Raw genomic sequence first — 26,533 nt, forward strand, 5'->3', positions numbered from 1 at the left:
TCCGCCGCGCTTCACATTCCACCCTTGTGAGCACTTCTCGCCTTTGCCGTTGCCGCCACGCTCACACTCCGAGCACGCGACCCAGTCCTTCCCTCGGCTGTTGAAGCTGTGCTTCGCCGATTTCACTTTGCACCGCCTTCCTCGAGGAACTCGCGGTCCTGAGCGACAGGGGAGACGCTGGCCACTCCACGCGCGAGCGCGTCCGTGATGCAGACGTGCAGGACGTCCGTGCGCTGATCCTTCACCGACTCCTGCAGCAGCGGAATGATCAGGTCTTTATCGTTGATCTCGATGACCAGCTTCATCGGGCCTCCTTGGCGGAAAATGCCTGAGCCATCACCTTCTCGCTCAGCCTGTGGTGTTGGGCACGCTCTTTGTTGATCTGCTCCCAGTCCGGCTTGTGGAGTTTGTAGCGGGCACGAGGGGACAGATAGACGCAGCATTCGCCGGCATAGCTGACCACCGAACGAATGCTTCCGCTGAGGACAACAAGAAGCGCTTCCGTTTTCGAGGACGGCTTTGCCTGGGGAAAGGTTGTTGCGCGCACGGGGAGTCCGATCGCTTCATCGAGTGGCTTTTCCCCGAGGAACGCAGACTTCGCGCGAATCACCAGCATCTTCATCGCGCGCCTCCCACTACGAATGGGCGTCCCTGATGCCGGCCAAGCTCGCGCTGGTAGACCATGTTGTGAAACACCGTCACGAGAGTCAGGAGTGCTTCCACACTGAGGTCTTTTATTGCGGGGCAGTCTAGCCCTCGTTTTTGAAGTTCCTCGGCGAGTTCGCTCGTATACCAAGCTGCGGAGTCAATCAGGCTCCCGAACTCACGCGAGATGGTCAGCAGAAGCTCCTCGATATTTTTCGTATCTTGCGTTTCTCCGCCGGTCACGCTTTGGCTGGATGATGCGGGCAGCGCCGGGACCTGCCGCATCTTTTCGGCAATCTGTATCTGCCGCATTTCTTCTTCGAGCAGCTTTCGGCGGAGGTCCTTGGCCAGAGTCTGCAACCTGGAACTCTGGCCGACCAGCGATTCGGCCTTCGCCTGCAGGGTTTCGCACTTGGTCTGGATCTCGTCAATCGTGTCGAACGAAGAATCAGGAAGGTCACGCGGTGCGATGGAGACACCTTCAATTTCCTTGAGCAGCTCTTCCACGCACTGCTGCGTCGCTTTCAGCATTCGCGTCCCTCCTGGGCCGAGAGTGCTGCGGCCAAGCGAAGGTTCGCATCCTGAAGAGTCGCGACCACTGCATCGAGCTCGCGCTTCGCGGCCGCGATGTTTCCCTTCTCAGCTTCTGCGAGCGCGCCGTAGATCTGCAGCATGGCGCCGCGCATATTGAATTGGGCCTGTTGATTGTTGGAGAAGATCAGCTCTGGAATCTTCATGCCCGACCCTCGGCAATGGCGATCGCGCGTTCAGCACGCTCGCGAAGGATTGCGAGGGAACACTCCATGCGTCCCACTCGGTACGCCATGGAGTGTGTGTCGGGAATCTTGTGGATCTCGACGTCGACTTCGACAAGGCGTCGCGCGAGGTCGAGAAGATCAGGAGCCGCTTTCCTGAGGTTGAGAAGAGTGACGGCGGGGCGATCGGGGTGATCGCCTGAAGTTGACTGTTTGGTAAGCGTGAGCACTGGACTATCTCCCAAGTCCAATGCCAAATCGGTTGATGCTGAAAGAGGTGCTTTGAGCCTTGCTGATAGTGCATCTGCTTAGAAGGCAGATGCTCTATCCAACTGAGCTACGCTCCCACAGGGCGGCAAGAATGCGCAGATGCGGCCTTCCGATAAGCCTGACCGTTGCGCTTGTCCCTATTCTAGCCGAGATTCGGCCGATTGCCTGAAATCCGTTTATCACATGATGCCTGCCCGGGTGCGCCCAACTGTGGCAGCAGGTCCGCACAAGCTGCCAGCGCACGGCTCCACTGGCCGCGAGCTTCGGCTGCGCTCTCGCCATAGCCGGTGACGTAGAGCGTAAAGTAGAAGCCCGCGATGGCAGCGTGGCCAGAGACAATCACTTCCGCACTCAAGTCCTTGGCGCTCGAACCGGGGATCTCCGTCTGACGCGGGCTTACAGCACTCTGTGTCCCACTCTTCTCTTCGCGAACCGCGAGAAAGCTTTTGCGGTAATAGCATCGGCGAACAATCAACTCCACGGACGCTTCCTGATCCACATCTTCGGCATGCGAGGCAAAGGTGCGCGCGAATTGTTCGTGGGCGTTGAAGCTGAAGTTGCGCGAGAGCGCAGAGCTGGCTGTGAGGCAATCACCGAAGAGCAAATCGATGTAGCCGGTCTGCCGCCAAGCGCCAAAGATGGCGTCGGCCTCTTCCGCCGGCTCAGGGGCGAATACGTCGCACTTGGCAGTGAGGAATGGGCCGTCTGCGGCGTTGAGCGCATGCAGCACCCCTCCGAGTTCCGAATAGGCCCGGCACTCGGAAAGCTCCGTAATCTGCTCCGGATGCTCGCGCAGGCTCACCCAGCGCAGTGCCCCATCGTCACTCGCCCAAGGCATCTCCAGCGCCGGATCATCGGCAGCGAGTTCGACGCTCCAATCAGCTTCCATCGCTAGTTCCCTGCCGGATGAGAATGCGGATCGTCGTCTTCGCCGATCAGGTGCGCAAAGTAGCGGACGGCCTGCTGCTCGGCCCAGCGGCCATCGTAGCCATTGGGAGTAGCGAGGAAGGCGCAGTGTCCACCATGAGCGCAGCGCGCAAAGGTCACGCACGAATTGTTGTTCAACTTGCGCTCGGTCTCCGGAAGCAGGACAACGAACGGATCGTCGAGCGCATGGATGACCAGCGTGGGCCGCGCAATGTTCTGCACCACGCGCGAGGCGCTGGAGCGCGTGTAATAGTCCTCGGCATCCGTGAAACCCATGTAACGGGAGGTGAACATATCATCAAACTCGCGCACACTGCTCACGCGGGAGAGTTGCGAAATGTCGTAATGCCCCGGAAAAAGCTGGGCTTTGCGCTTCATGCGCTCGCGAAGCGGGATGAGGAACCACCACTCATAAATGCGATTGGCACCGCGATGCATGACGTCGCAGGAGGCCGACAGGTCGGCGGCAGCTGAGACCGTCGTCGCACCGATTAGTTCCGCAGGCGCGTTCGCCCCCCACTCTCCCATGGCCTTCAACACCTGGTTGCCGCCCATGGAATAGCCCACCAGCGCGATGCGTTGGAGCTTCTCGCTCTCAATGAGGGTCTGCACCACGGTCTGCACGTCGCCGGAGAGTCCGGAATTATAGAGCGTGGGGCTAAGGTGGTCGGTGCCGCCGCAGTTGCGCACGTTCATGCGCACCACGTTCCAGCCGCGCCGCCAAGCCTTGTAGCCAAGTCCCAGCACGTATTGCGAGTGGCTGCTTCCCTCCAGACCGTGAACGATGACAATGGTCAGCCGCTCGGAGCGCTGCGGCTGCCAATGGCAATGGCAAAGCACCTGAACATCGGGCGTGACGTGAATGAGCCGGGCTTCCGGTTCGGGGAGCAGATTGGGCCGTTTAAGAAAATTGCCAGCCAGCGTCTGCAGGTGTCCGTTGCTCAGGAAGGGGCGCGGCACGAACGGTTGCAGAAGATAGGGATCCATCCATTAAACTGTATCAAGAATGCAGGCGCATTTCATGCGCACAAACGCCGGGCCGAATGCTCCGGGCGACGAGGAATCAGGATGCCGATTTTCGAATACATCTGCAAGGATTGCGGAAAGAAGTTTGAAGCCATTGTGATGGGCAGCCAGCAGGCGGAGTGCCCTGCGTGCAAGAGCACCAGCCTTGCGCAGCAGCTCTCCACGTTTGCGGCGCGCAGCACCGAATCCAGCCCGGCGCCGATGCCTTCGCCCTGCGGCTCTGCCGGCGGCTGCGGCCACTGCCCGTACAACTAGATTCCAGCGAGAGGCCAACGGCAACGATGGCACATCTCGCGATGAAACTCCCTTCAATATGAAAGCCCCATTGCGCCTTTGTTCGGCAGCAATGGGGCTTTGTGCTTTGAGTTTGGGGAGATGGCTACAGCTTTTCCTTCTGCGCCTCGGTCGCCACCGGCAGATTAAAGAGGAATGTGGTGCCGTGGCCAAGGTCGCTCTCGGCCCAGATGGTGCCTCCGTGGGCGCGGACAATGTGCTTGGCAATGGCCAGCCCAAGTCCGGTGCCGCCATTCTCGCGTGAGCGCGCCTTGTCGACGCGGTAGAAGCGCTCGAACAAACGCGGCAGGTGTTCGCTGGAGATGCCGGGGCCGAAGTCGCGCACATAGAACTGCACGCCCTCCTCAACGTCCTGCGCTCCGAGGATAAGGCGATGCCCGCTGGCGGCGTACTTGCTCGCGTTGTCGATGAGGTTGCTGAATACCTGGAAGATCGAGTCGCGGTCGGCCAGCGCCAGCTTGGTGGAATGGTTCTCCACAGCCAGTTCCATACCGGTCTCGGCCTGGTGATCGTGGAAATAGTCGGCAGCTTCCGCGAGTAGCGTGGCGGGCGAGAGCGCATGCAGATTCAACTTGTGCTCGCCGCTCTCAACCTTGGCCAGCGCCAGCAGGTCTTCGGTCAGCCGCGTCATGCGGAAGGCGTTCTTGCGGATGATCTCGAGAAACTCGCGCGTGTTGTCGTCAACCTGAGCAGTCTCAAGCAGCGTCTCCGCATAGCCCTGAATGCTGGTGAGAGGCGTGCGCAGCTCGTGCGAGACGTTGGCGATGAAGTCTCGACGGGTGCGCTCCACGCGCTCGATCTCCGTAAGATCGTGCAGCACCGCAACAGCTCCACCGCCCGGCATGGGTGCTGCGGTGACGCTGAAGCTGCGTCCGGGGGCAATGCTGTGGGCGCGCGTGGTCACGGCCTGCTGCGTAGTGATGGCGTTGTTGACCGCGGAAAGCAGGTCGGGGTCGCGCACGGTTTCCACCAGCGCCGAGCCAAGGCGCACGCCGGTGTGCAGCAGGGCTTCCATGCGGCGGTTGGCCCACTGCACGCGCGCTCCCTTGCCCACGGCGATAACAGCTTCCTGCATGGAGTTCAGCACGGCCTCCATCTCGCGGCGGCTGTCTTCCAACTGGCTGAATGTCTGCTGCAGGCGCTGCGCGGTGGCTTCCAGCGAGCTGGCGACCATGCCGAGTTCGTCATTGTGCTCATCCACGGTCTTGACCGTGAAGTCCCCACCCGCAACCTGCGAGGCGAAGTCGAGCACGCGCTTCAGCCGGTTGGCGAAGATGTGCGCGGAGACTGCGGCGAGGAACACCGCCAATCCAACGGCCAGCAGTGACGAGGCGAGCAGCGTGCCTTCCATCAGACGCTCGGCAGCGGCAATTTCCGCCAGCGGATAAGCCAGGCGAATCGCACCGAGCGGAATGGGCTGCGCGATATAGATGTATTCGATGCTGCGCGTCTTGCTGCGGCGGCTGTCCAGCCCCTCGTGGCCTTCGAGCGCTGCCAGCACCTCGGGACGGGTCGGCGAGGCGTGATTCTCCATCGTCGACGGATCGGCTTCGGAATCGGCCAGCACCACGCCGTCGCGCCGGATGATGGTGACACGCGCGCCGGCGTCCTGCGCGGAGTTGTGCGCAAAGGCCGCGAAATCCGCGGGGGCTGTGTCACGCACACGGGCGGCCAGCAGCACCGACTTCTGCCGCAGTGACTGCTCGGCATCATTGCGGATCGAGCGCTCCCAGGACTTGGCGATGATCAGGTCAAGCCCAACCGTGGCGGCTACGATGACGATGGAGAAAAACAGTACGAGCTTGAGAAAGATCCGGCTCTTCACGATGATCCTTGCGTCCTTATTCCTGCGTTCCGGGTTTCTGGGCCTCAAAGCGGTAGCCCGCGCCGCGAACCGTGCGCAGGTACAGAGGCTCCTCGGGGTCCTTCTCAATCTTTTCGCGGATGCGGCGGACGTAGACGTCCACCGAACGCGGCGTAACGTAAGCAGTGTCGCGCCAGACGGCGTCAAGCAGTTGGTCGCGGGTAAAGACGCGGCCCGGATGACGCGCAAGGTACTCGAGCAGCCGGAACTCGGTGGCGGTGGTGGCCACCTGCTGGCCGCGGACAGTCAGCGTCATGGCTCCGGAGTTGATCTCGATCTCTCCGGTGGTGACAACGTCGGGTGCCAGCGGCCGCTCAAAGCGGCGCAGCACGGCCTTGACGCGGGCGACCATCTCACGCGGGCTGAACGGCTTGGGAATGTAGTCATCGGCACCAAGCTCAAGGCCCAGCACCTTGTCGGCCTCGCTGCTCTTGGCGGTCAGGAAGATCACCGGCGTCATGGCCAATGCCTGGTTCTGGCGAATGCGGCGGCAAAGCTCAAAACCATCCCCGCCGGGCACCATGATGTCGAGCAGGAACAGGGCAGGACGGTCGCGCTCGGCTTCGGCGACCACCAGGTTCGCGGCCCCGAAGGTCCGCACGTTGTATCCCGCGGCTTCCAGATGGTGCCGCACAAGCCGCGCGATATCGGCTTCATCTTCTACAACAAAGATCAGTGGCTTCACGCCTGACATTGTAGCCGCGGAAGATGGATTGGCAATGAAAGTCTGCAAGAATTCACGGGGCTGTAACAAAACAGAAGGGGAGCCGGTTGGCTCCCCTTCACACTTGCGCGGTTTGGTTTAGTGCGGCCAGCCGCGGCTAATGTAGTCGGTCATGCTCAGGGTGAGCAGGATGACCAGGAAGAAGACGGCGCTGACAATCACGACCTTGGTGATCTTCGAGGAATAGCGGACCTCCATGAAGAACAGCACCACCAGAAGGGCCTTGGATGTGGCGATGGCGAGCGCGACGATCGGGTTCAACGGCCCAAGGTCAAGCAGCGAGACGCCAACGGTGACGCCCGTCAGGATGAGCAATGCCACCCAGATCAGAATGAACGTCTTGACGCTGCCGGTATGCTCCGTGTGTTCGTTGTGTGCGCTCATGGCCTAGGCTCCGTGCTTGTGGCTGATCAGGTAGAGCAGCGGGAAAAGGTAGATCCAGACGACGTCGACAAAGTGCCAATACAGGCCGCACATCTCCACCGGCGTGTGGTACTCGCTGTTGTAGGCGCCCTTCAGGGAGCCGATGAGCAGCCAGGCCAGCAGGCCGATGCCGATGATCATGTGCACGGCGTGCATGCCGGTCATGGCAAAGTACAGCGAGAAGAAGAGCTGTGCGTGGCGTGCATCAGGGCCGTCAAAGAAGTAGTTATTGCCGGGCACTTCGCCATGAACCCAGTGGTCGTGGTACTCAACGCCCTTTACCACCAGGAAGGCGCCACCGAGCACGATGGTCAGCAGCAGGAAAATAACCTGCAGGTCACGGCGGCTGATTTTGGCGGCATGCACGGCCAGCACCATGGTGAGCGAGCTGCACAGCAGCACGGCCGTGTTGATGGCGCCGAGCTTGATGTCCATGGTCTGCGAGCCGGCCACCCAGGCGTTGTAATACATCACCCGGTAGATGAGGTAGGCGCAGAACATGCCGCCGAAGAACATCACCTCGGTGACAAGGAAGAGCCACATGCCGAGCGTGGCCGACTCCTTCTGCTGCTCCAGGTCGGCGAAGTGGTGCTTCAGAACGTGAGAGGCGGTGTGGCTATCCGACAAGCGTGGCCTCCTGTTTGTCACCCTCTGCGTGACCGTCAATTTCGTCGTAGTTGTAGGCCTCCCAGGTGACCACGGGAGTTTCGGTAAAGTTGGTGGTCAGCGGCGGAGACTGCGTCATCCACTCCAGGCCCGCGGCGTTCCACGGGTTCGGACCGGCGTCCTTGCCGTAGCGCAGCGACCACACGAAGTAGATCATGGGCAGCACATAGCCAATGGCCAGAATGCTGGCGCCGGCGGTGGAAAAGACATTCAGCACCTGGAACTCAGCGGGATACGCGTGATAGCGGCGCGGCATACCCATGTAGCCCAGCAGGAACTGCGGGAAGAACGTGAGGTTGAAGCCCACGAAGACCAGCAGCGCCGAGAGCTTGGACGGAAATTCCGGATACATCTTGCCGAACATCTTCGGCCACCAGAAGTGCAGGCCGCCGAGGAAAGCCATGATGGTTCCGCCCACCATGATGTAGTGGAAGTGAGCGACGACAAAGTAGGTGTCGGTCACATGCACGTCGATGCCAACGGCGGCGAGGAACAGGCCGGTCAGACCACCGATGGTGAACAGGCCGATGAAGCCGATGGCGTAAAGCATCGGCGTATCCATGTGAATTGAGCCTTTGAACATCGTGGCCGTCCAGTTGAAGACCTTGACGGCTGACGGGATGGCGACCAGGAACGTCAGCAGCGAGAAGATCAGCGCCGCATAGACGCTGATTCCGGCGACGAACATGTGGTGCGCCCACACCAGGAAGCCGAGCACCGCGATGGCGATCGACGACATGGCGACAAAGTCATAGCCGAAGACGCGCTTGCGCGAGAAGCAGGCGATCAGTTCGCTGACCACGGCCATGCCCGGCAGAATCATGATGTAAACGGCCGGATGCGAGTAGAACCAGAACAAGTGCTGGAAGAGCAGCGGGTCACCACCGAGCGCGGCATTGAAGATGCCGAGGTGGAAGACGCGCTCCAAAGCCACCAGAACGATGGTGATGGCCAGCACCGGCGTGCCGAGCACCATGATGACCGAGGTTGCGTAGGTCGACCACAGGAACAGCGGCATGCGGCGGAACGTCATGCCGGGAGCGCGCATGCGGTGGATGGTGACGATGAAGTTCAACCCGGTAAAGATGGACGAGAAGCCGTTGATAAACACGCCGATGGCCGCAGAAACCACGTTGGTGTTCGAGTACGTGGTGGAGAATGGCGTGTAGAAGGTCCAGCCCGTATCCAGGCCGCCGTTGATGATCGAGTACAGACCGAAGCAGGAGCCGATCATGTACACGTACCAGGAGGCGAGGTTCATCTTCGGGAAGGCCAGATCCTTGGCTCCGATCATCAGCGGCACCAGGAAGTTGCCCAGCACGCCGGGGATGGCCGGAATCAGGAAGAAGAACACCATGACAATGCCGTGCATGGTGAACAGCTTGTTATAGGTGTCCGACTGCACCAGATCGCCCGCCGGGGTCAGCAATTCCAGACGGATGAGCATGGCGAAGAAGCCACCGAGGAAGAAGAACAGCGTGACCGAGATGAGATACAGCAACGCGATCCGCTTATGGTCGGTGGTCAGCAGCCAGCTCTTGATGCCGTAATCGGCATTCAGGTAGTTCGGCTTCACTTCGGGTTGCACAGTTGCGGTAGCCATGTTGCTCCCCTGCTACTTTGCCGGCGCCTTGGGCGCGGCGGTGTTCGGCTTGTCCGGCGCGGCGACGGAATTCTCCGGCTTCGGCGCCACCGGGTAAATGTTCTGGTTCGGATTGCTGACGGGCTGCGCGGCGTTGGCGCCGCTGCCCAGCGCCTTGATATAGGCAACCAGCGAAATGACTTCCTCTTCCGAAAGCTGCCCCTGGAAGCTCGGCATGATGTTCTTGAAGCCCGAGGCAATCTTCGTGCCCGGCTCAAGAATCGACTCGCGGATATAGCTCTCGTCAGCCGTTACGGTGCGTCCATCGTCAAGCAGCACAGGCTTGTTGTAGATGCCGACCAGGTTCGGGCCGCGCCCCTGCACGTCGAAGCGGTGGCACATCGCGCACCCATAGTGCTGGAACGTCTTCTCTCCGGTCGAAGCCAGCGAGCCGTCTGCCGCCTGCTGCGCCCAGCGCTCGTATTCCTGAGGTTCCATGACGACAACTTCGCCGATCATGCCCGAGTGCTCGGTACCGCAATATTCGGCGCAGAACAGGTGGAAGCGGCCAACCTGCGTGGCATGGAACCACGTCGATGTGTAGCGGCCGGGCAGTACGTCGGCCTTGATGCGGAAGGCCGGAACGTAGAAGCTGTGGATGACGTCCTGCGAGGTCATGATCATGCGGACGTCCTTACCCAGCGGCACGTGCAGCTCGTTGATCTCGCGCTGTCCCTCAACGTGCTGGAACTTCCACATCCACTGCTTGCCGACGGCGTAAACCTCCATGGCGCCCTTCGGCGGGCGGACCTCCATGAAGTAGACCGCCGACGACCAGACGAAGATGACCATGCAGATGGCGAGCGGGATGCCCGTCCAGAGCAGTTCGAGCGCCGTGGAGCCGTGGATGGGCGTGGCCTTGGGGTTGCGCTCCTTGCGGAAGCGCACGGCGAAGACCAGGATGAGCCCCGCCACCAGCACGGTAAAGAACGCGGTGATCGCGATCAGAAAGAAATACAGCGCGTCAACATGCCCGGCAACAGACGATGCGCGTTGCGGGAAGAGCGGCGAATGGGACCAGAGGTTCTGCCACATAGTGCGTTAAGCCCGTCCTGTTCCCGCGCCTGTGGTGCTGCGCGGATTGCGGCGGAAAAGAATGATCAGGAACCCGCCCAGCACGACGATGGTGACCGCGCCGGACAGACGAACAATGTTGGTGATCACGGCGCCGTATTTTCCGGTGCGCGGATCATAGTGATAGCAGTAGAGCAGCACCTGGTCGGCGAGCGAGCCAATGTGGTTCTGCGAAGCCTCGACGATGCCAAGCTGCATGTCGCGCGCGCTGAACTCCACGCCGTAGTAGTACTGCGCCAGCCGCCCCTGCGGGGTCAGCAGCATGATGCCGGCTGCGTGCGCAAACTGATCGGTCTTGGCGTCGTACTGGTAATGCCAGCCCGTGGCGGCGCAGAGCTTGTCGATGTTTTCTTTCTGCCCGACAAGGAAATGCCAGCCCCCGGCGGCGTCTGCTTTGCCAAGGCGCTTCAGATAGGTCTGCTTCTTGGCGGCGGCCAGCTCGGGCTTCTCACGCGGGTCAATCGAGATGGTCAGCACCTCGTACTCTTTGCCCGGCGTGAACTTCAGCACCTTCATCGCGGCTGACATGCCGTTGAGCACTTCTCCGCAGAGCATGGGGCACTGGTAGTAGACGATGGAGAGCAGCACCGGACGGCCCGAATGGAAGTAATCGCCGAGCTTCACGGTCTTGCCTGTCTCGTCCTGAAAGGTGAGATCGAGCGGCACCTGTTCGTTCAGGCGCTGGTCAATGCCGACACCGGCCAGCCCCGGAGGCGCGACTGTTTTCGTCTCTGGCGCGGTAAAGAACTGCGCGGCAGCCGTGGCGCTCAGCACGAAGGCGAGCACGATGGCCATTCCGAGTTTTTCGAGCTTGGGACCCTGCATTTCGCTTTCCTCCGCCCTGGGCGGAGCCTCCCCGCGCGCTGCGCGGCAGATGCAAGTTCGTATCAATTCAGACAGCTACAACGACTTCAAAACTCTTTTCTTACTTCGATGCGCTGCTCTCCGCCATGGACTCGGAAGCCTTGTGCATCGCAGGCTTTTCCGCCGAACTTTTATCTGGAGCGGCCATCTCTTCCGGCTTCGAGCCTTCTTCAGCGGCCGGAGCGGCGGTCTCCATCTTGTATAGCTCGGGGATGCCCGAGTACGCCGGGCCAACTCCGGGGTAATTGACCGGGGCCTTGGCGGCGTTGGCGCGCACGGGCAGCTTGCCCGGCTGCGTCAAGTCGCTCATCGCGGCCTCGATGGGAACGTGGACGTTGCCCTTCTCGTCGCGCCAGGCCGAGGAGTGAAGCTCGGCCTCCTGCTCGCGCAGGAAATGCTGCATGTCACCCGCGTCGTCCGACTGCAACATCACACCGTTGAACTTCTCCAGGTGAACGCTCTGGGTGTTCTGCAGCACGCTCGCCTCGGGCGGAGCCTCGGGCTTCACCAGCGGACTCTGCTCGGGATCAGCCTTGGCGGCAATGGCCGAATAACCCTTGTACATGCCGTAGACGACGAAGTGCACGAGTACGGCCGAGACCGCGAGAATCGCGAAGAAGATCAGGACGCCCCGCGCGCTCAAGTCGGTGGAGTCGAACGAGACGTCGGGATTGGTTTCGCCGTGGTGTACCGGCTTATTAGTGTCCATGGCTCTCCTCCCACAGGCGCGGCAGCATGGGTTCGTTCACCACCAGCAGCGGACGCTGGCCAAGGAACCAGAAGAAAGCCGTCAGCCAGATGCCGATCAGCGCCAGCGGCACGAACAGGAAATTGGGGTTCAGCGTCAGATGGTGGTCGGTGACGCCGGGGAACGGGTTCGGCGCGATGAGCCAGTAAAGATCGACGAGGCGCATCACGAGCACGAGCACCGCCAGCGGCACCAGCTTGCGCGCCGTGCGCTTCAGGTCGCGCGAGAGCAGCAGCGCGAACGGCAGGGCGAACTGCAACAGCACCAGTCCGAGTGCGATGATCTGCCAGCCGCCCTCGATGCGGTCAATGTACCAGCTGATCTCTTCCGGCAGGTTGGCCATCCAGATGATGAGCCACTGCGAGAAGTTAAAGTAAGCCCACACCATGGTGAAGGCCAGCAGCCACTTGCCGTAGTCGTGCAGGCGGTCGGCCTTGAGCACCTCGCTGATGGGCGCGGTGTGGCTGAGCGCGACAAGCACCACGACCAGCAGCGCCATCACCGAAAGCAGTTGGCTGATCATGAAGATCATGCCGAAGATGGTGGAATACCAGTGCGGGTCCAGCGACATCACCCAGTCCACCGAGGCCAGCGTAACCGTCAGGCCGTAGATCAGGATGCCGGGCGCGGAAATGGCCTTCAGCCGCAGCCAGACCTTCGGCGAATCGTCGGAATCCTGCCTGGCCGAGCCGGAGGTCAGCATCCAGGCCCAGAGGTTCCACAGAACAAAATAGATGATGGCGCGCACCAGAAAGCCCGTCGGATTCAGGTAGAACGATTTCTCCTGAAGCACCTTGTCATGCGCCACCAGCGAGGCGTCCGACCAGATGTAGAGCTTGTGCAAGTTCATCGCGATGGGGATGAAGGCCACGGCCAGCAGCGGCAGGGTCTTCATGGCGGCTTCCATCGGACGGCGTCCGATCATCCACCAGTTGCCGCCCGAGAGATGCCCCATCATCACCAGCGCCATGGAGCCGAGCGCGAGGCCGAGGCACAGCATGAATCCCATCAGGTATCCGCGCAGGAAGTACGCGGGCCAGGCAAAGGAGCCGATGGCAGCCAGCACCACGCCGACCACGGCGAGTGCGACCGCTTTGTTCCGCAGGCTGGCCACCGCCGCGGGCGCGGAGAGATGCTGCGCGTTGATGACTTCCGTAGTCGTGCTCATTTCGAGTTCTTCTCCGTCTCGTGGCCCGCTGCGGACTCTTCGGCGGCGGCCTTGAAATCTGGCCGGTGATCGCTGACCGCTGCTCCGGCTGGAAGGTCGGCGGTGGTGGCGGCCTGGCTCAACTGGAGCGCGCGAATGTAGGCGGCAATTCTCCAGCGGTCGGCCACAGGCACCTGCGACGAGTAGTCGGCCATGGAGCCCCAGCCGTGCGAGATCACGTCGTAGAAATGTCCGACGGGCGCCTTCATCAGGCGGTCGTCATGGAACGACGGCGGCTTTTTGAAGCCGCGCTGCACCACCATGCCGTTACCGTCGCCGAGGCGCGAGTGGCAGGGCGTGCAGTAGATGGTGTAACGCTCCTGTCCGCGCGCCAGATCATCCTTGGTCATCGCGAACGGGAACTCGGCACCATCCTTGCCGTCGACCTTGCCGGTGTAGAGGTACTGGTCGTCGCGGAGTTGCCCGCGTGCGACCGTTCCCTGCACCACATCACGCGAGGCGCGCTGGTCGCCGTAAAAGTTATTGATGCGCAGCGGCTTGAACTTGGGCTGGTTGTGCATGTCCTCGCGGCAGCCGGCCAACACAAGCAGGCTGGCGGCGAGAACGGCGAAGGAAGCGGCGCGCGTGAACCGGGTGGCGTTCGTCATCTCAGTCAGCGACCTCCGTGACATCCACCGCATTGAGGCCCTTCATGAACTTGCCTGTCTCCTCAAGGTCAAACTTCGGATCGGCCGCTTCAATACAGAGGAAGAAGCGGTCCTTGCTGGCGGCGCTGAAGCGCGGGTTGTTGAAGACCGGGTGATACGGCTGCGGCAGTCCGTTCAGGGCCAGCATGCCAACCACGGCGGTAATACCGGCGAAGAGGATCGTCATCTCAAAGGTGATGATGATGAACGCAGGCCAGGAGTTCAGAGGACGCCCGCCGATGTTCAGCGGGTAAGCCGTGGTGTTTACCCAGTACTGCAGCATGTACCCGGTGAGCCCACCACAGATGCCGCCGATCAGCACGAGTAGTGGCACCGCAGTCTTGTGGAAGCCGATGGCCTCGGAGATCTCCTCGATCGGGTAGGGCGTGTAGGCATCCAGGTGCTGGTAGCCAGCCGAATGGGCGGCTTTCGCAGCCTTCAGCAACGCATCCGGCGTTTCAAATTCGGCCATCAGGCCGTGGAGCGGAGTGGCGTTAGTCATGCGCGGCCTCCTCGCTCACCTTGGACTGTGGCAGCAGCAGCTTCATTTCGAAGATCGTGATCATCGGCATGATGCGTACGAACAGGAACATGGCGCAGAAGAACATGCCCAGTGTTCCGAGATAGATTGCATAATCCCAGCGCGTGGCCACGTAGTGTCCCCACGAGGAGGGCAGGAAGTCGCGGTGCAGACTGGTGACAACGATGACGAAGCGCTCCAGCCACATACCCAGCAGCACCACCAGCGAGGTGAAGAACAGCAGGATGGGCTTGAAGCGCACGCTGCGGATCCACAGCACCTGCGGAATGAGGATGTTGAACAGAATGAGGCACCAGTACGCCCAGGCGTAAGGACCGAAGGCGCGGTTCAGGAACATGAACTTCTCATACGCGTTGCCTGAGTAGAAGGCGAAGAAGGCCTCCATCATGTAGCCGTAGGCAACGATCAGTCCCGTGCCGAGCATGACCTTGGCGGCATTATCCAGGTGGCGCTCGGTGATCATGTCCTTGACGCCGTAGAAGTGGCGGATGGGAATGGCGAGCACCAGCACCATGGCAAAACCCGAGTAAATGGCTCCCGCGACGAAGTACGGCGGGAAGACCGTGGTGTGCCAGCCGGGGATGACCGAAACCGCAAAGTCAAAGCTGACGACCGTGTGCACGGAGAGCACCAGAGGCGTCGCCAGTCCGGCCAACAGCAGGTAGGCCATCTCATAACGCTGCCAGTGGCGGACCGAGCCGCGCCATCCCATGGCGAGCAGGCCGTAAACCTTCTGCGCCCAGGGGCTCTTGGCCGTGTCGCGGAAGCTGGCAAGATCAGGCAGCAGACCGACGAACCAGAACAGCGCCGAGATGGTCGCGTAGGTCGAGACGGCGAAGACGTCCCACACCAGCGGGCTGCGGAACTGCGGCCACACGCCCATGCTGTTCGGATAGGGGAACAGCCAGTAAGCCAGCCACGGACGGCCCGTGTGAATGAGCGGGAAGATGCCGGCGCAGGCAACCGCAAACAGCGTCATGGCTTCGGCAAAGCGGTTGATCGAGTTGCGCCAGTTCTGCTTGAGCAGCAGCAACACGGCTGAAATCAGCGTGCCCGCGTGGCCGATGCCGACCCACCACACAAAGTTGATGATGGCGAAGCCCCAGCCGACGGGAATGTTGATGCCCCAGATGCCGACGCCCTTCACAAACAGCCAGGTGACCGCGATCAGCAGCAGGTTGAGCAGCAGGAAGAAGAAGGCAAAGCCCGCGACCCACCCAAGCGTGACCGGACGGCGCAAGACAATCGAGGCAATCTTGTCCGTCAGCGAGGCCAGCGAGTGGCCCGGCGCCAACACCGGTGACTGCCCCGGCAAGAGCCGTTCGTGAGTGGTGAGAGCTTTCGTCTCTGGACTGGTTTCCATGATCGGTTAAGACTCCAACTCGGGGTTCGGGTTGCGTACCGCAGCCAGGTAAGTGGTCCGCGGACGAGTGTTCAATTCTTCCAGCAGTCCGTAATTGCGCTCATTGGCCTTGAGCCGGGAGACGCGGCTGTTGGGATCGTTCATGTCGCCGAAGACGATGGCATCGGCCGGGCACGCCTGCTGGCAGGCGGTCATCACTTCGCCATCCTGCACCTTGCGCTTCTCCTCCTCAGCGGTGATGCGGGCGTGCGTAATGCGCTGCACGCAGTAGGTGCACTTTTCCATTACGCCGCGGCTGCGCACGCTGACGTCCGGGTTCTTCTGGAACTTGAACTGCTGCGTGTCGAAATCCGAGAACAGCAGGAAGTTGAAGCGGCGCACCTTGTACGGGCAGTTGTTGCTGCAATAGCGGGTGCCCACGCAGCGGTTGTAGACCATGTCATTCAGGCCTTCAGTGCTATGCGTTGTGGCGCCGACCGGGCAGACAACTTCGCACGGTGCGTTCTCGCACTGCTGGCACGGAACCGGCTGGAAGTAGGTCTTTGGATTGTCCGGCGCGCCCTCGTGGTAGTTATCCACGCGGAGCCAGTTCATGTGGCGGCCGCTCTTGACCTGCAGCTTGCCAACCACGGCGATGTTGTTCTCCGCCTGGCAGGCCACGGTGCAGGTCTTGCAGCCGATGCAGGCGTTGTGATCGATCGCCATGCCCCACTTGTGGTCCTTGTACTCGTAGGGCTTGTAGAGCGTCAGTTCCTTGGGCGGCGCTTCCACCATTTCGTGCGCGAAGCCCGGCGTCTTGATGAACTCTTCCAGCGTGGCGGCGCGGACAATCGCGCGGCCCTCCATTGACTGGTGTCCCTGCGGCGAGGCCAGACCGTAATGCTCGCCCGTGCGCGTCAGCTTGACGCCGCTGACGAAGTACGGGCTGGTGGTGGTCCGCAGGCGGTAGGCGTTGAAGCCCAGGCCCAGCATCACGCGGCCGCCGCGATCGCGCCCGTAGCCCAAGAAGACGGTGACGGAATCATCCGGGTGGCCCGGCGAGAGCCAGATCGCGCCCTTCACCTTGCGACCGTAGTATTCCAACTCGACCTGATCTTCGCCTTTCAGCCCGAGCTTCTGCGCGGTGGCGATAGAGACCAGCACGGGATTGTCCCAGCAGACCTGCGTCATCGGCTTGGGCATCTCCTGCAGCCAGCCGTTGTTCGCAAATCGCCCGTCGTAAACCGCCGGGTCGCGGCGAATCATCAACTCCAACCCACCAGCATTGGCCTGCGGCGTAGCAGGCGGCAACTCGCTCTTGGCCGTGACCGACTTCGGCTTTGCCGCCGAGTTGGCGATGAAGCCGTCATGCAGCGACTTCTGCCACCACTGGTCGAAGTTCGCGGCCTGCTGCGTGCGCCAGTAGTTCTGTGTCAGTTCGTGGCTGGAGGCCTCGGGCTTCCCTGCCAGCACCGAGAAAAACTCGCTCTGGCTGTGTCCGGCGTAGAGCGGCGCAATCAGCGGCTGCGCGAGCGAAGCGGTGCCGTCAAAGGACAAAGCATCGCCCCACTGCTCAAGGTAGTGAGAGGCAGGCACGTGCCAATGGCAGAACTTGGCGGTCTCATCGTTGTAGAGGCCGTGGTGAATGCGGAGCGCAACCTTGTCGATCGCACCGTAGAAATCAATGTCAGCCGGACCGTCGTACAGCGGATTCGTGCCGGAGATGATCAGCGTCTGCACCTGGCCGGCAAACATCTCGGTGGCCAGTGCGCGAAGCTGTTCATTCTTGCTCGCCGGGTTGGCGTCAATCGGCTCAATGTAGCTGACCGGAGCGCCAAGCGCGGCGTTGATGGCGGCGGCAATGGCGTGCACAGCGGCAGGCTGGTTGTCACCCACAACAACGAGCGCTCGTCCGTGATTGGCCTTGAGGTCTTTGGCGGCGACGGCCGCGAACTTCTGCGCGCGTCCGCTGAGCGACGCGCTCTGCGAGCCGACGCCCAACTGGGCGGCCAGCGCGCGGGCGAAGCTTTCCACCTGGCTGGCACGTAGCGGCAGACGATGGTCGGCCTTGGCGCTGGTGTTAGTCGGCGTGCTCTCCACGGCGTAGAAACGGAGCATCTCTTCCTTCAGCTCCGGCTTGCGGCAGGCCGCAAACTGCCGCGCGTAACGATGGAAGCCCGCGAAGCCGCTGGAGAGGAAGTCGCCGTCGAGGGAGACCACGATCTTCGCCTTGCTGAAGTCGTAGACCGGCTCGACTGGCTGACCGAAGGCGAGCTGTGTACCGGCATAAACGTTGTCGCGGTTGACCGGCTCCCACTGATACCACTTGGCCTGCGGAAGCTGCTTGAGCAATTCGTGCATCTGCGCCACAAAACTTGGTGAACTGGTGGCACCGGTCAGGAAGCGCACGCCCGCTCCACCTGACTGACGGATCTGCGCGAACGGCTGGCGCGTGGCCTCAAGGAACTGCGCCCAAGTGCGCTCCTGGTTCAGATTCATGCAGGTCTGCGAACGGTCCGGATCGTAGAGGCCGAGCACGCTGGCCTGCATGAAGACGTCCGTGCCGCCCAGCGTGGCCGGATGCTGCGGGTTGCCTTCAATCTTCGTCGGACGGCCTTCATGGCTTTCCACCAGCACCGGCAGCCCGTAGACGCCCAGCGGCATGGTGGAGGCATAGAACAAAGGCTTGCCCGGCACGATGTTTTCCGGCTGCACCACGTAGGGCACAATCGGCTCCAGCGGCTGCTTGGTGCAGGCGCTCATGCCGGCCAGCGCCAGCCCGGCGCCCATCAGCTTGAGGAAGTCGCGCCGCGATGCGTTGTCGCGCCACTCGGAAGCATGGCGCGGAAATTCGCGGTGCAGCATCTCCTCGAACTCGGGGGTTTCCGCCAGTTCGTCGAGCGTGCGCCAGTACTTGGGGCCGCGCGCGTCGGTCAGCTTCTGTTTCACATCGGCAAGCTCGAGCTTGTCGTGCTTGCCCGGACAGACATCTTCCTTCCTGCTGTTCCGCTCGTTGTCCATTCCGCTCTCGATGTTGCTCATCGGTTCTCTGCTACCTGTGGGCGCACGGGGCGCCGCAAACTTTCAAACAATCTTCAAAAACCACACGCGTTAGCGGTGGCAGGTGTTGCAGCTGGTGAGGTCGGCCGTGCTGCGCAGGCCAGCCTGCTTTGCCAGGTGACGGCCCAGCGCAAGCTGGTCGGTAAACTGCGTGCCGTCCGGCAGCGTCACCGGCTTCATCCTGGTCGGCTGCTCATAGGCCATGTTGAAGACCTGGTCGCTCATCGAGGCCGGATCCTTCGGGTCAGCCTTCACATGGTGCGGACGCAGAAACTTCTCCGGCTCGCGATGGCAGTTCAGGCACCACTCCATCTGCAGCGAGGCGTAGTTGTACATCAGCGGCATCTTGTCCACCGGCCCATGGCAGGTGTTGCAGCCCACGCCCTTGTTGATGTGAATGCTGTGATCGAAGTAAACGAAATCCGGCAGGTCGTTGGCACGCGTCCAGGTGATGGGCTTGCCCGTGCGATAGCTCTCGCGCACCGGCTCCAGCATGGGAGCGTTGGTCCAGATCTGCGAGTGACAGTTCATGCAGGTCTTGGTGGGCGGCACGCCGGCAAAGCCTGAGACTTCCACCGAGGTGTGACAGTAGCGGCAGTCAAGCCCGACGCCCGCCACGTGGTGCTGGTGACTGAACGGCACCGGCTGCATGCGGCTGACGCCTGCGTAGGTGAAGTAGGGCGAACGCTGCATCTGCAACGCGCCCCACAGAAGTCCACCGACCAGCAGCACCGCGCTGATGATGCTGACGCGGGCCAGAGTGTTTGTGCTGCGATGAAAGATCTGCGCCATGGAATCGAGCTGTCCGTTTGACTGCATGTGGCGGCCGGCTGCGGACGCCACCGAAAGGCCGGAGTCACCTCCGGCGTAAGCCAGCAAAGCAGGCATGCCAGCCGCGGGTCACGCACGGCCGCGCCACGCCCAACACGTCACACCATTTTGTGACGTCTGCCGTTCGCTTGTGTGACTGAAATCACTGGAACGGGTGATTATAACAGGAGACCCCCCTGCCCTGCACACTGCCAAGGAAATCTCCACACTCTACAACTGAACTTCTGATTCAAACTTCGACAAGCCCTGCTCGGCCGGGCAGAACCGCGCGCCTACCAACCGCGCATTCCTGTGAGTCGCCATGCCCTCGGAGCCACATTTGCGAAAGCCTCCGTGCCGGACGAAACACTCAGCTTCGGAATCCTATCGCGAAACCCCGCTCAACGACTCACGACATAGTTTGGATTTTCTCCAGGGGAGAACGATGCAGAAACTTTGTCCCGAAGCTGTGCAGAATCAGGACGATATAGACAAATCTGGATTTAAGAAATCAGGATATTTTTACCGGTTGGAATATTACAGGGATTCCCTGCGGGTTGAAAAGAAAGAAGACGAGGCTCAGCGCTCGAGGCGGGTCAGCGTGCCGTCGTGGAGGCGGAAACGTTCGCCGCGCCAGGTGACGGTCGAGCCAAACCAACTCACCAGCCATACGCCCAAGCCGGCGAAGTCACGCAGAGGCAGCAGCCACAAATCACGGCGGCTGCGCCGGTCATCAAGCACCAGACTGCACAGCGAGAAGGCTTGCAGCAGCCTCAGCCCGCCGACAAGCACCAGCAGTGCCAGCGCCCATGGAGCTCCCTGCGCGCACAGGGCACAGAAGACAGCCCAGGGCAGCCCGAAGCCGGTGATCAGCCCGAGATAGCCGCCGGCTCGGCGGTCGCGGATGGTGCGCGCCCAGCGCAACTGGTGGGCAAACATCGCGCCCCAGCCGTAGTCGGGCAACGAGGTCTCCACGACGGTCGGCGCCAGTTGCAGACGGTATCCGGCGCGCTCCACCAGCATGCCAAGCTCATAGTCGTCGGCCAGCTTGTTGAGCAGCGGCGCAAAGCCGCCGCCCTTTTCGAGTGCAGTGCGGCGCACGGCCATAGTGGAGCCCAAAGCGAAGTGCACGCCTTCCACCAGCAGCGCGCTCATCACGCTTCCGGCAAAGTCCGTGGCGATGCTGAGGGCCTCGGTGCGCGAAGCCAGCGTGCTCCCGGCGTGCGCCCGGTACATGGCCGTCACCAGCCCCACGCGCTCATCGGCAAACGGAGCCATCACGCGGCGCAGGTAATTGCGCTCCACATGAATGTCGCTGTCATTGATGAGGATGAAATCATGGTGCGCCTGCTGCGCCATGCGTTGCAGGTTGCTGACCTTGCGGTTGGTGCCCATGGCTCCGGGGCAGACGACCAGCTCGATGCGCTGCGCGGGAAACTCGCGACGCAGGCGTTCGACCTCGGCCACGGCTTCGTCATTCGGATCGCTGACGCCGAAGATCAGTTCGTAATCGCCTGCGTAGTCCTGCTGACAGTGCGAGCGGAAAGCCTCGTACATGTTGGGGTCGGCGCCGCGCAGGGGCTTCAGGATGCTGACAGCCGGAGTGAATTCCGGCGCGTGCGCCAGACTGATGCTCTCGCCGAGCCAGCGCTTGATGCCCGCCAGGGAGATGCACAGGTATGCGGCTCCGCCCGCCGCCAGCGCGGCGAAAACATAGGAAGTGATGCGCAGAACCTGAGCGAGCATGATTGGTTCAGAGTAACAGAAGCGCACACAGAACACCGCGCCTTGCCTACTCGTAGCGCAGGGCTTCAATGGGGTCGAGGTTGGCGGCCTTCCACGCCGGGTAGATGCCGAAGACCAGTCCGATGAAGGCCGACGAGCCGAAGGCGAAGACGGTCCAGAACGTAGTCATGCGGGCGGGCAGACTCGGGAAGACCACGGTGATGAGCGCGGTGACGGCCGCGCCGAGCGCGATGCCGATGACGCCGCCCACAGCGGTAAGCGCCACGGCCTCCATGGTGAATTGCAGCAGGATGTCTCGTTTGCGGGCGCCGACGGCCTTGCGCACGCCGATCTCACGGGTGCGCTCGGTGACCGAGACGAGCATGATGTTCATCACGCCCACGCCGCCCACGATCAACGCCACGCTCGAGACGGCAAACATGAAGACGAAGATGCCGCCCGTCACCTGGTTCCACACGTCGACCAGCGAGTTCTGGCTGAAGACGGCGAAATTATCCGGCTGCGTGGGACCGAGCTTGCGGCGGCGGCGCAGCAGCTCACGCATCTCGTCCATGGCGCGCTCCATGGCGGGCTGCGAGGTGGCCTTCACGCTGATCCAGTTCTGCTTCAGCTCCGGATGCATTTTGTGCAGCACCTGGTAGGGGAAATAGATGATGTTGTCGTCCGGGTTGGAGCCACCGCTGAAGGCGGCTTTGCGCTTGGCCGCCACGCCGATGATGGTGAATAACTGGCCTTCGATATTGAGTTGCTTGCCCAGCGGGTCGCTTTCGCCGAACAATTCGTGCGAGGTGTCATAGCCGATGGCGATGACCGGCGCGCGCTGGTCGTCCTCGGCCTGCACGAACCAGCGGCCGCGCTCGATGTCCACGTTGTAAACATCGGCGGCGCTGACGGTGTCGCCCTCGAGGATGGTGTTCTTCACCGTCTTGCCCTCGTACTTCACCGAATAGGTTCCGGCGCCGAACTGCGGCACAAACTGGCGCACGCCCACGCTGACGGACTGCACGTGCGGCAGATCCTGCATGGCAAGCCCGTCCTCCAGCGTCAGCTCCTTGCGGTTCAGCATCTCCGTGGAAGGCCGCCCGAAGGTGAACGGCTCCATGTGAAAGGCGAAGATGATGTTGGAGCCCATCGACTGCACCATCTCCTGCACATTGTTGTTCAGCCCGGTGACGACCGACGAGATGCCGATGACCGTGGTGATGCCGATGACGATGCCGAGAATGGTGAGGCCGCTGCGCAGCTTGTTGCGCGCAAGCGTCTCCATGGCAAGGTGCAGAATTTCGCGTGCTTCGCTGCCGCGTGCCATCAGAGTTCAAACCTCAAGGCGGCGATCGGGTCCAGTTGCGCGGCCTTGCGCGCCGGATAGACGCCGAAAAAGATGCCGACACTGGCGGCAACGATCAACCCGGCGGCCACAGCCCATCCCTTGATGACCGATGGCATGCCGATGGCGGCCGTCACGCCGAGCGCAATAGCAATGCCGAAGGCCACGCCGAGGATGCCGCCGACGATGGCCAGCGTGGTGGATTCAATCAGGAACTGCCGCAGCACGTCACTGCGCCGCGCGCCCAAGGCCTTGCGTATGCCGATCTCGCGCGTGCGCTCCGTCACCGAGACCAGCATGATGTTCATGATGACGATGCCTCCGACGATCAGTGAAATGGAGGCGATGGCGATCATGACGACAAAGAACGTTCCGCTCAGGTCGCTCCACACGCTCATGAAGCTGGCGTTGGTCTCGATCTTGAAGGTGTCCGGGCGGCCCGGCATGTCATGACGCCGCGCGCGCATGATGACCCGGACCTGATCGACGGCGGCGTCCATGGGCGCGCCAATGCCGTAGCCCTTGGCCCAGATGTTCAGGCTGACGTTATGCTCGCCGTATTGCTTGAACCAGGTGCTGATCGGCAGCAGCACCCAGTTGTCCTGGCTCTGGCCGAGCGTTTTGCCCTTGGGTGCACCCACACCGATGACGGTGTAAACGTGGCCGTCGACGCGAATCTCCTTGCCCAGCGGGTCGGTGCCCTTCATCAGGTTGTCGACAATGTCCCAGCCGACGATGACGACCGGCGTGGCCTGGTCGAGGTCGCTCTGGGTGATCATGCGTCCATGCAGCAGGTCGAGGTCATAGATGACGGACATCTGCGGCGTCCATCCGCGGACGACCGTGTCATTGGAGTTCTGCTCGCCGTATTTGACCTTGCTGGTCTGCCCGGCGCCGACCGAAGCGCCCACGTTCTTGCAGGCAGTGCACTGCTCGGCCACGGCGCGGAAGTCGTCGTAGGTGACGCGCTTGCGCTTCTGGTTCTCAATCCACTCGTCGACGCTGCCGATCATGTTGCCGCCCTTGCTGACAATGAAGACGTCGGCGCCGAGGTTGAAGATCTTCTCCGAGACAAAGCCGTTGATGCCGTTGACGAACGTGACCACGGCAATGACCGCGGCGATGCCAATTACGACGCCCAGCAGCGTGAGCATGCTGCGCAGCTTGTTGGCCCACAGCGATTGCAGAGCGAGTCGTATGGCTTCTACGGTGTGCATGTTGTCCGGTGTTCCTGCCCAAAGGTACAGGCAGTGTAGCAAAGCCCTGTGAGGACCGGGTGAACCTTGGCGCCCTCGCAGGAATTCTCTGCCGCGCACCTGCCCACCCTGTCATACGGAGGCTGTTCGCGCCGGGTTCCCGGAAGTCGCGAATGAATAAACAATGAGGCTGCAAAAAGTTACAGGTACGGCTTAAGGGCGCGAAGGAAGCGGGCCGGAACCGGGTTATACTATCGAGGTCGCTGTCGGATCGGGTGATCGCCCCGACAAGGTTGACCGTGGCTTTGGCCAGCCGGAACCTTGAAAGGGAGGAAAGTCCGAACTCCACAGAGCAGTGTGCCGGATAACGTCCGGGCACGGCGGCGTCAAGGCCGCCTGACGGAAAGTGCCACAGAGAACATACCGCCGAAGTCCGCAAGGACTGGTAAGGGTGAAAAGGTGCGGTAAGAGCGCACCGGCCGGGCAGCGATGCGCGGCGCATGGCAAACCCCACACGGAGCAAGACCAAATAGGGGAGAAGCGGCATCGGGCGTTCCGACAGAATTGCAGATGCCCACGGGTCGGCTCGGCCCGTCAAACTCCCGGGTAGGTCGCTGGAGCGCGCCGGTAACGGTGCGTCGAGAGGAATGATCGCCACGGCGCGGCGCAAGCCTCGCCGGACAGAATTCGGCTTACAGATCCGACAGCACATGAAAGAGCCTCCGCAAAACGGAGGCTTTTTCGTTTTCAGAAGTGACCTCGCCTTAGGGGTTCTTGCGCTTCACGCGGTCACGATCTTCTTCCACCACCTGTCCGTAAATATCGAGCATGCGGCAGACACTCTTGTCCCAACTGAAGCGGGCGGCCTGCTCCTTGCCTGCAGCCTTCATCTTTTCGCGCAGTTCCTGATCGGTGAGCGCCTTGAACATGGCGCGGCTGATCTCGAAGACGTTCTCCGGATTCACAAGGATGGCGGCGTTGCCCACCACCTCCGGCAGCGCCGAGCAGTTGGAGGTAACCACCGGCGTACCGTGCGCCATGGCCTCCAGCGGCGGCAGCCCAAATCCTTCGTACAGCGAGGGAAAGATGAATAGCTTGGCCACGTCAAAGAAGATGCGCAGCACGTCGATGGGCACGTAGCCAAAGAAGCGTACATCCTGCTGCGCGCCGCTCTTAATGACCGCGCGACGCAAGTCAGGATGGCGGGAAATTTCGTCGCCGATGATGATCAGCTTCAGGTCAGGGAGCGCGCCCTGCTTTTCAAGCTGGTTCTTCAAGGCCGCAAAGGCTTCAATGATGCGCACCACGTTCTTGTGCGGGCTGATGCGTCCAGCGTAGAGCACGAATGGGTAGTTCACCTGGTAGCGCTCCACAATGGTGGCGCGTTCGGCCGCCGTGGTGTGCCCGCGCTGGAAGCTCTCGTCGAGCGCGTTGTAGACGACCTCGATCTTCTCGGGCGGAATCTTGAAGCAACGCGAAACATCCTGCTTGGTGAAACCGCTGACGGCGAAGATGCGAGCGGCGCGGTTCAACACCTGCCGCGTGAAGGTGACGTGCATCCAGCGCTGCATGGCACTCTGCGGGTTGGCCCGGTAGAGATAATCGAGCAGGTCATGCGCCGTCACCACAAACGGGCATGGCAGCGGCAAAGGGCGCCAGAATGTGTGCGGAATGTGCACCAGGTCAATGTCATGCCGCGCAATTACCCGGCGGAACTCATAGACGCGCGAGACCAGCCCCTCGGCATTTTCAAACGGGACCCGGTGAAAATTCGCCGGCAGCGTGCCAACTTCCTGGAACGTACTGTTGACGCCAAGCAGGAAATACTCATTCTGCGCGTCATTGCGGGCCAGCGCCCGCACTACGTTGCGGATATAGGTGGTGACGCCAAAGTCGTACAGCCGCCGGATATCGATGGCGATCTTCACGGCCGTAGTCTATCGTCTTTTGCCACGCCGTGCCGCAACAGTTCACCCCCTCCGCGCAAAATGCATCGGCCATGAGCCGGATGGCGTAGTTGCCCGTCCCGCACAAGGCGCATTACAGTGGAAGGAGGGCAGAGTTCAACGCACAGAGGCAAGAAGATGAAACGCGCGACACGGTTGTCGGCATGTTGGTTCGCACTCCTGATGGCGCTGGCGCTGCCCGGCGCGCTGGCTGCTCAGCAGTCTTCGCTTGACCAGGTAGTCCAGGAGACACAGCGAGTTCCCGCGCAATGGCGTTACGCAGCGCATTGTGTCTCAACGGAGAAACATGACCTGCTGAAATTGAAAGCTGCGGCCCCGGCCAACTTTGAGATATCCACCCTCCGCGAGGCAAAATCCTCACCCGGTGAGACCCACCTCTTCCTGCTGATGAAGCCAGCCGAAGGTGCTTCCTGGATTTTTGAACTGCGCTATGAAGTCCGCAACAAGAAGGAAATTCTGACTCTGCTGAACTACGCCGAATTGAAGGGCGAACGACCGAACTTCACGTTGGCGGTGCCCCCTGTCGGCGGCCCCAGGGTGGAAAAGCTCTATCAGAACATGGCACGGAACCTCAGCCACCGGAACAGCTACACGCTCGACCTGGCCGACCTGCAGAAAGACGTGCCCGACAATATCGCCTGCCGCACCGAACTGCCGGAATAGTAGGGCTTTTTCAATCTTCGGGAGTTTGGAAGAATTACTTCCACTTAAAATAGAAGGGCCGCCAGAGCGATCTCAGGCGGCCTTCTTTATTGAAAGCTACTTCGG

Annotated in this window: 26 protein-coding genes and 1 other RNA gene; 3 read left to right on the forward strand and 24 right to left on the reverse strand. The window is 61.6% G+C overall.

The window, feature by feature from the left end:
- Positions 1-122: 122 nt before the first annotated feature.
- The 6 genes from AC6IZO_RS10320 to AC6IZO_RS10345 form a co-directional block, all read right to left on the reverse strand.
- The gene (locus AC6IZO_RS10320; RefSeq protein WP_497804715.1) at positions 123-305 is read right to left on the reverse strand and encodes a hypothetical protein; all 183 of its coding nucleotides are present in this window, start codon (positions 303-305) and stop codon (positions 123-125) included.
- Positions 302-622 (reverse strand): hypothetical protein, encoded by a 321-nt coding sequence (locus tag AC6IZO_RS10325; RefSeq protein WP_497804716.1) that lies wholly within the window; start codon positions 620-622, stop codon positions 302-304. Before AC6IZO_RS10325 ends, AC6IZO_RS10320 begins: the two co-directional genes overlap by 4 nt.
- Positions 619-1,176, reverse strand: a complete 558-nt coding sequence (locus AC6IZO_RS10330; protein ID WP_497804717.1) for a hypothetical protein — start codon at positions 1,174-1,176, stop codon at positions 619-621. Before AC6IZO_RS10330 ends, AC6IZO_RS10325 begins: the two co-directional genes overlap by 4 nt.
- A complete protein-coding gene (locus AC6IZO_RS10335) occupies positions 1,170-1,382 on the reverse strand; it encodes a hypothetical protein (protein WP_497804718.1) in 213 nt (70 codons plus the stop codon). The genes AC6IZO_RS10330 and AC6IZO_RS10335 overlap by 7 nt, the downstream gene beginning before the upstream one ends.
- 430 nt (positions 1,383-1,812) lie before the next feature.
- Positions 1,813-2,559: a hypothetical protein gene (locus tag AC6IZO_RS10340; protein ID WP_497804719.1), complete on the reverse strand. Its 747-nt coding sequence runs from the start codon at positions 2,557-2,559 to the stop codon at positions 1,813-1,815.
- 2 nt (positions 2,560-2,561) lie between these two features.
- A complete protein-coding gene (locus tag AC6IZO_RS10345) occupies positions 2,562-3,584 on the reverse strand; it encodes a YheT family hydrolase (RefSeq protein ID WP_497804720.1) in 1,023 nt (340 codons plus the stop codon).
- An 81-nt stretch (positions 3,585-3,665) separates the two neighbouring features.
- Between AC6IZO_RS10345 and AC6IZO_RS10350 the strand changes: the two genes are divergently transcribed.
- Positions 3,666-3,878 carry an FmdB family zinc ribbon protein gene (locus AC6IZO_RS10350; RefSeq protein ID WP_497804721.1) on the forward strand — a complete coding sequence of 71 codons (213 nt, stop codon included), beginning with the start codon at positions 3,666-3,668 and terminating at the stop codon, positions 3,876-3,878.
- Positions 3,879-4,002: 124 nt separating this feature from the next.
- On the opposite strand, the gene AC6IZO_RS10355 is transcribed toward AC6IZO_RS10350, so the two are convergent.
- From AC6IZO_RS10355 to AC6IZO_RS10435, 17 genes are all read right to left on the reverse strand, one after another.
- The gene (locus tag AC6IZO_RS10355; RefSeq protein ID WP_497809942.1) at positions 4,003-5,451 is read right to left on the reverse strand and encodes a sensor histidine kinase; all 1,449 of its coding nucleotides are present in this window, start codon (positions 5,449-5,451) and stop codon (positions 4,003-4,005) included.
- A gap of 307 nt (positions 5,452-5,758) precedes the next feature.
- Complete coding sequence (locus AC6IZO_RS10360; RefSeq protein WP_497804722.1) at positions 5,759-6,475, reverse strand: winged helix-turn-helix domain-containing protein; 717 nt, start codon at positions 6,473-6,475, stop codon at positions 5,759-5,761.
- Between the two features lie 108 nt (positions 6,476-6,583).
- The gene (locus tag AC6IZO_RS10365) at positions 6,584-6,889 is read right to left on the reverse strand and encodes a cytochrome C oxidase subunit IV family protein (RefSeq protein WP_497804723.1); all 306 of its coding nucleotides are present in this window, start codon (positions 6,887-6,889) and stop codon (positions 6,584-6,586) included.
- A gap of 3 nt (positions 6,890-6,892) precedes the next feature.
- Positions 6,893-7,555 carry a cytochrome c oxidase subunit 3 family protein gene (locus AC6IZO_RS10370; RefSeq protein ID WP_497804724.1) on the reverse strand — a complete coding sequence of 221 codons (663 nt, stop codon included), beginning with the start codon at positions 7,553-7,555 and terminating at the stop codon, positions 6,893-6,895.
- The gene (gene ctaD / locus AC6IZO_RS10375) at positions 7,545-9,197 is read right to left on the reverse strand and encodes a cytochrome c oxidase subunit I (protein WP_497804725.1); all 1,653 of its coding nucleotides are present in this window, start codon (positions 9,195-9,197) and stop codon (positions 7,545-7,547) included. The genes AC6IZO_RS10370 and ctaD overlap by 11 nt, the downstream gene beginning before the upstream one ends.
- A gap of 12 nt (positions 9,198-9,209) precedes the next feature.
- Positions 9,210-10,271, reverse strand: coding sequence for a cytochrome c oxidase subunit II (coxB, locus tag AC6IZO_RS10380; RefSeq protein ID WP_497804726.1), 1,062 nt, complete (start codon positions 10,269-10,271; stop codon positions 9,210-9,212).
- A gap of 6 nt (positions 10,272-10,277) precedes the next feature.
- The gene (locus AC6IZO_RS10385) at positions 10,278-11,135 is read right to left on the reverse strand and encodes an SCO family protein (protein WP_497804727.1); all 858 of its coding nucleotides are present in this window, start codon (positions 11,133-11,135) and stop codon (positions 10,278-10,280) included.
- Positions 11,136-11,235: 100 nt separating this feature from the next.
- On the reverse strand, positions 11,236-11,883 hold the full coding sequence (locus AC6IZO_RS10390) for a hypothetical protein (RefSeq protein ID WP_497804728.1): 648 nt from the start codon (positions 11,881-11,883) through the stop codon (positions 11,236-11,238).
- Complete coding sequence (locus AC6IZO_RS10395; RefSeq protein WP_497804729.1) at positions 11,873-13,090, reverse strand: hypothetical protein; 1,218 nt, start codon at positions 13,088-13,090, stop codon at positions 11,873-11,875. Before AC6IZO_RS10395 ends, AC6IZO_RS10390 begins: the two co-directional genes overlap by 11 nt.
- A complete protein-coding gene (locus AC6IZO_RS10400; protein WP_497804730.1) occupies positions 13,087-13,737 on the reverse strand; it encodes a c-type cytochrome in 651 nt (216 codons plus the stop codon). The genes AC6IZO_RS10395 and AC6IZO_RS10400 overlap by 4 nt, the downstream gene beginning before the upstream one ends.
- 1 nt (position 13,738) lies before the next feature.
- Complete coding sequence (locus AC6IZO_RS10405; protein ID WP_497804731.1) at positions 13,739-14,278, reverse strand: DUF3341 domain-containing protein; 540 nt, start codon at positions 14,276-14,278, stop codon at positions 13,739-13,741.
- Positions 14,271-15,680 (reverse strand): NrfD/PsrC family molybdoenzyme membrane anchor subunit, encoded by a 1,410-nt coding sequence (gene nrfD / locus AC6IZO_RS10410; protein WP_497804732.1) that lies wholly within the window; start codon positions 15,678-15,680, stop codon positions 14,271-14,273. Before nrfD ends, AC6IZO_RS10405 begins: the two co-directional genes overlap by 8 nt.
- A gap of 6 nt (positions 15,681-15,686) precedes the next feature.
- Positions 15,687-18,701 (reverse strand): TAT-variant-translocated molybdopterin oxidoreductase, encoded by a 3,015-nt coding sequence (locus AC6IZO_RS10415; protein WP_497804733.1) that lies wholly within the window; start codon positions 18,699-18,701, stop codon positions 15,687-15,689.
- A 69-nt stretch (positions 18,702-18,770) separates the two neighbouring features.
- Positions 18,771-19,607 carry a cytochrome c3 family protein gene (locus AC6IZO_RS10420; RefSeq protein ID WP_497804734.1) on the reverse strand — a complete coding sequence of 279 codons (837 nt, stop codon included), beginning with the start codon at positions 19,605-19,607 and terminating at the stop codon, positions 18,771-18,773.
- A 501-nt stretch (positions 19,608-20,108) separates the two neighbouring features.
- Positions 20,109-21,275 (reverse strand): bacteriohopanetetrol glucosamine biosynthesis glycosyltransferase HpnI, encoded by a 1,167-nt coding sequence (gene hpnI / locus AC6IZO_RS10425; protein ID WP_497804735.1) that lies wholly within the window; start codon positions 21,273-21,275, stop codon positions 20,109-20,111.
- Between the two features lie 46 nt (positions 21,276-21,321).
- Positions 21,322-22,584 carry an ABC transporter permease gene (locus AC6IZO_RS10430; protein ID WP_497804736.1) on the reverse strand — a complete coding sequence of 421 codons (1,263 nt, stop codon included), beginning with the start codon at positions 22,582-22,584 and terminating at the stop codon, positions 21,322-21,324.
- Positions 22,584-23,819, reverse strand: coding sequence for an ABC transporter permease (locus tag AC6IZO_RS10435; RefSeq protein ID WP_497804737.1), 1,236 nt, complete (start codon positions 23,817-23,819; stop codon positions 22,584-22,586). The genes AC6IZO_RS10430 and AC6IZO_RS10435 overlap by 1 nt, the downstream gene beginning before the upstream one ends.
- A 242-nt stretch (positions 23,820-24,061) precedes the next feature.
- Here AC6IZO_RS10435 and rnpB point away from each other — a divergent pair.
- Positions 24,062-24,509: RNase P RNA component class A (gene rnpB, locus AC6IZO_RS10440), an RNA gene on the forward strand.
- Between the two features lie 53 nt (positions 24,510-24,562).
- Here rnpB and AC6IZO_RS10445 read toward each other — a convergent pair.
- Positions 24,563-25,726: a glycosyltransferase family 4 protein gene (locus tag AC6IZO_RS10445; protein ID WP_497804738.1), complete on the reverse strand. Its 1,164-nt coding sequence runs from the start codon at positions 25,724-25,726 to the stop codon at positions 24,563-24,565.
- A 156-nt stretch (positions 25,727-25,882) separates the two neighbouring features.
- Between AC6IZO_RS10445 and AC6IZO_RS10450 the strand changes: the two genes are divergently transcribed.
- Positions 25,883-26,428 (forward strand): hypothetical protein, encoded by a 546-nt coding sequence (locus AC6IZO_RS10450; RefSeq protein WP_497804739.1) that lies wholly within the window; start codon positions 25,883-25,885, stop codon positions 26,426-26,428.
- The last annotated feature ends 105 nt before the right edge of the window (positions 26,429-26,533 follow it).

Source organism: Oryzophilus luti, from assembly GCF_059726245.1.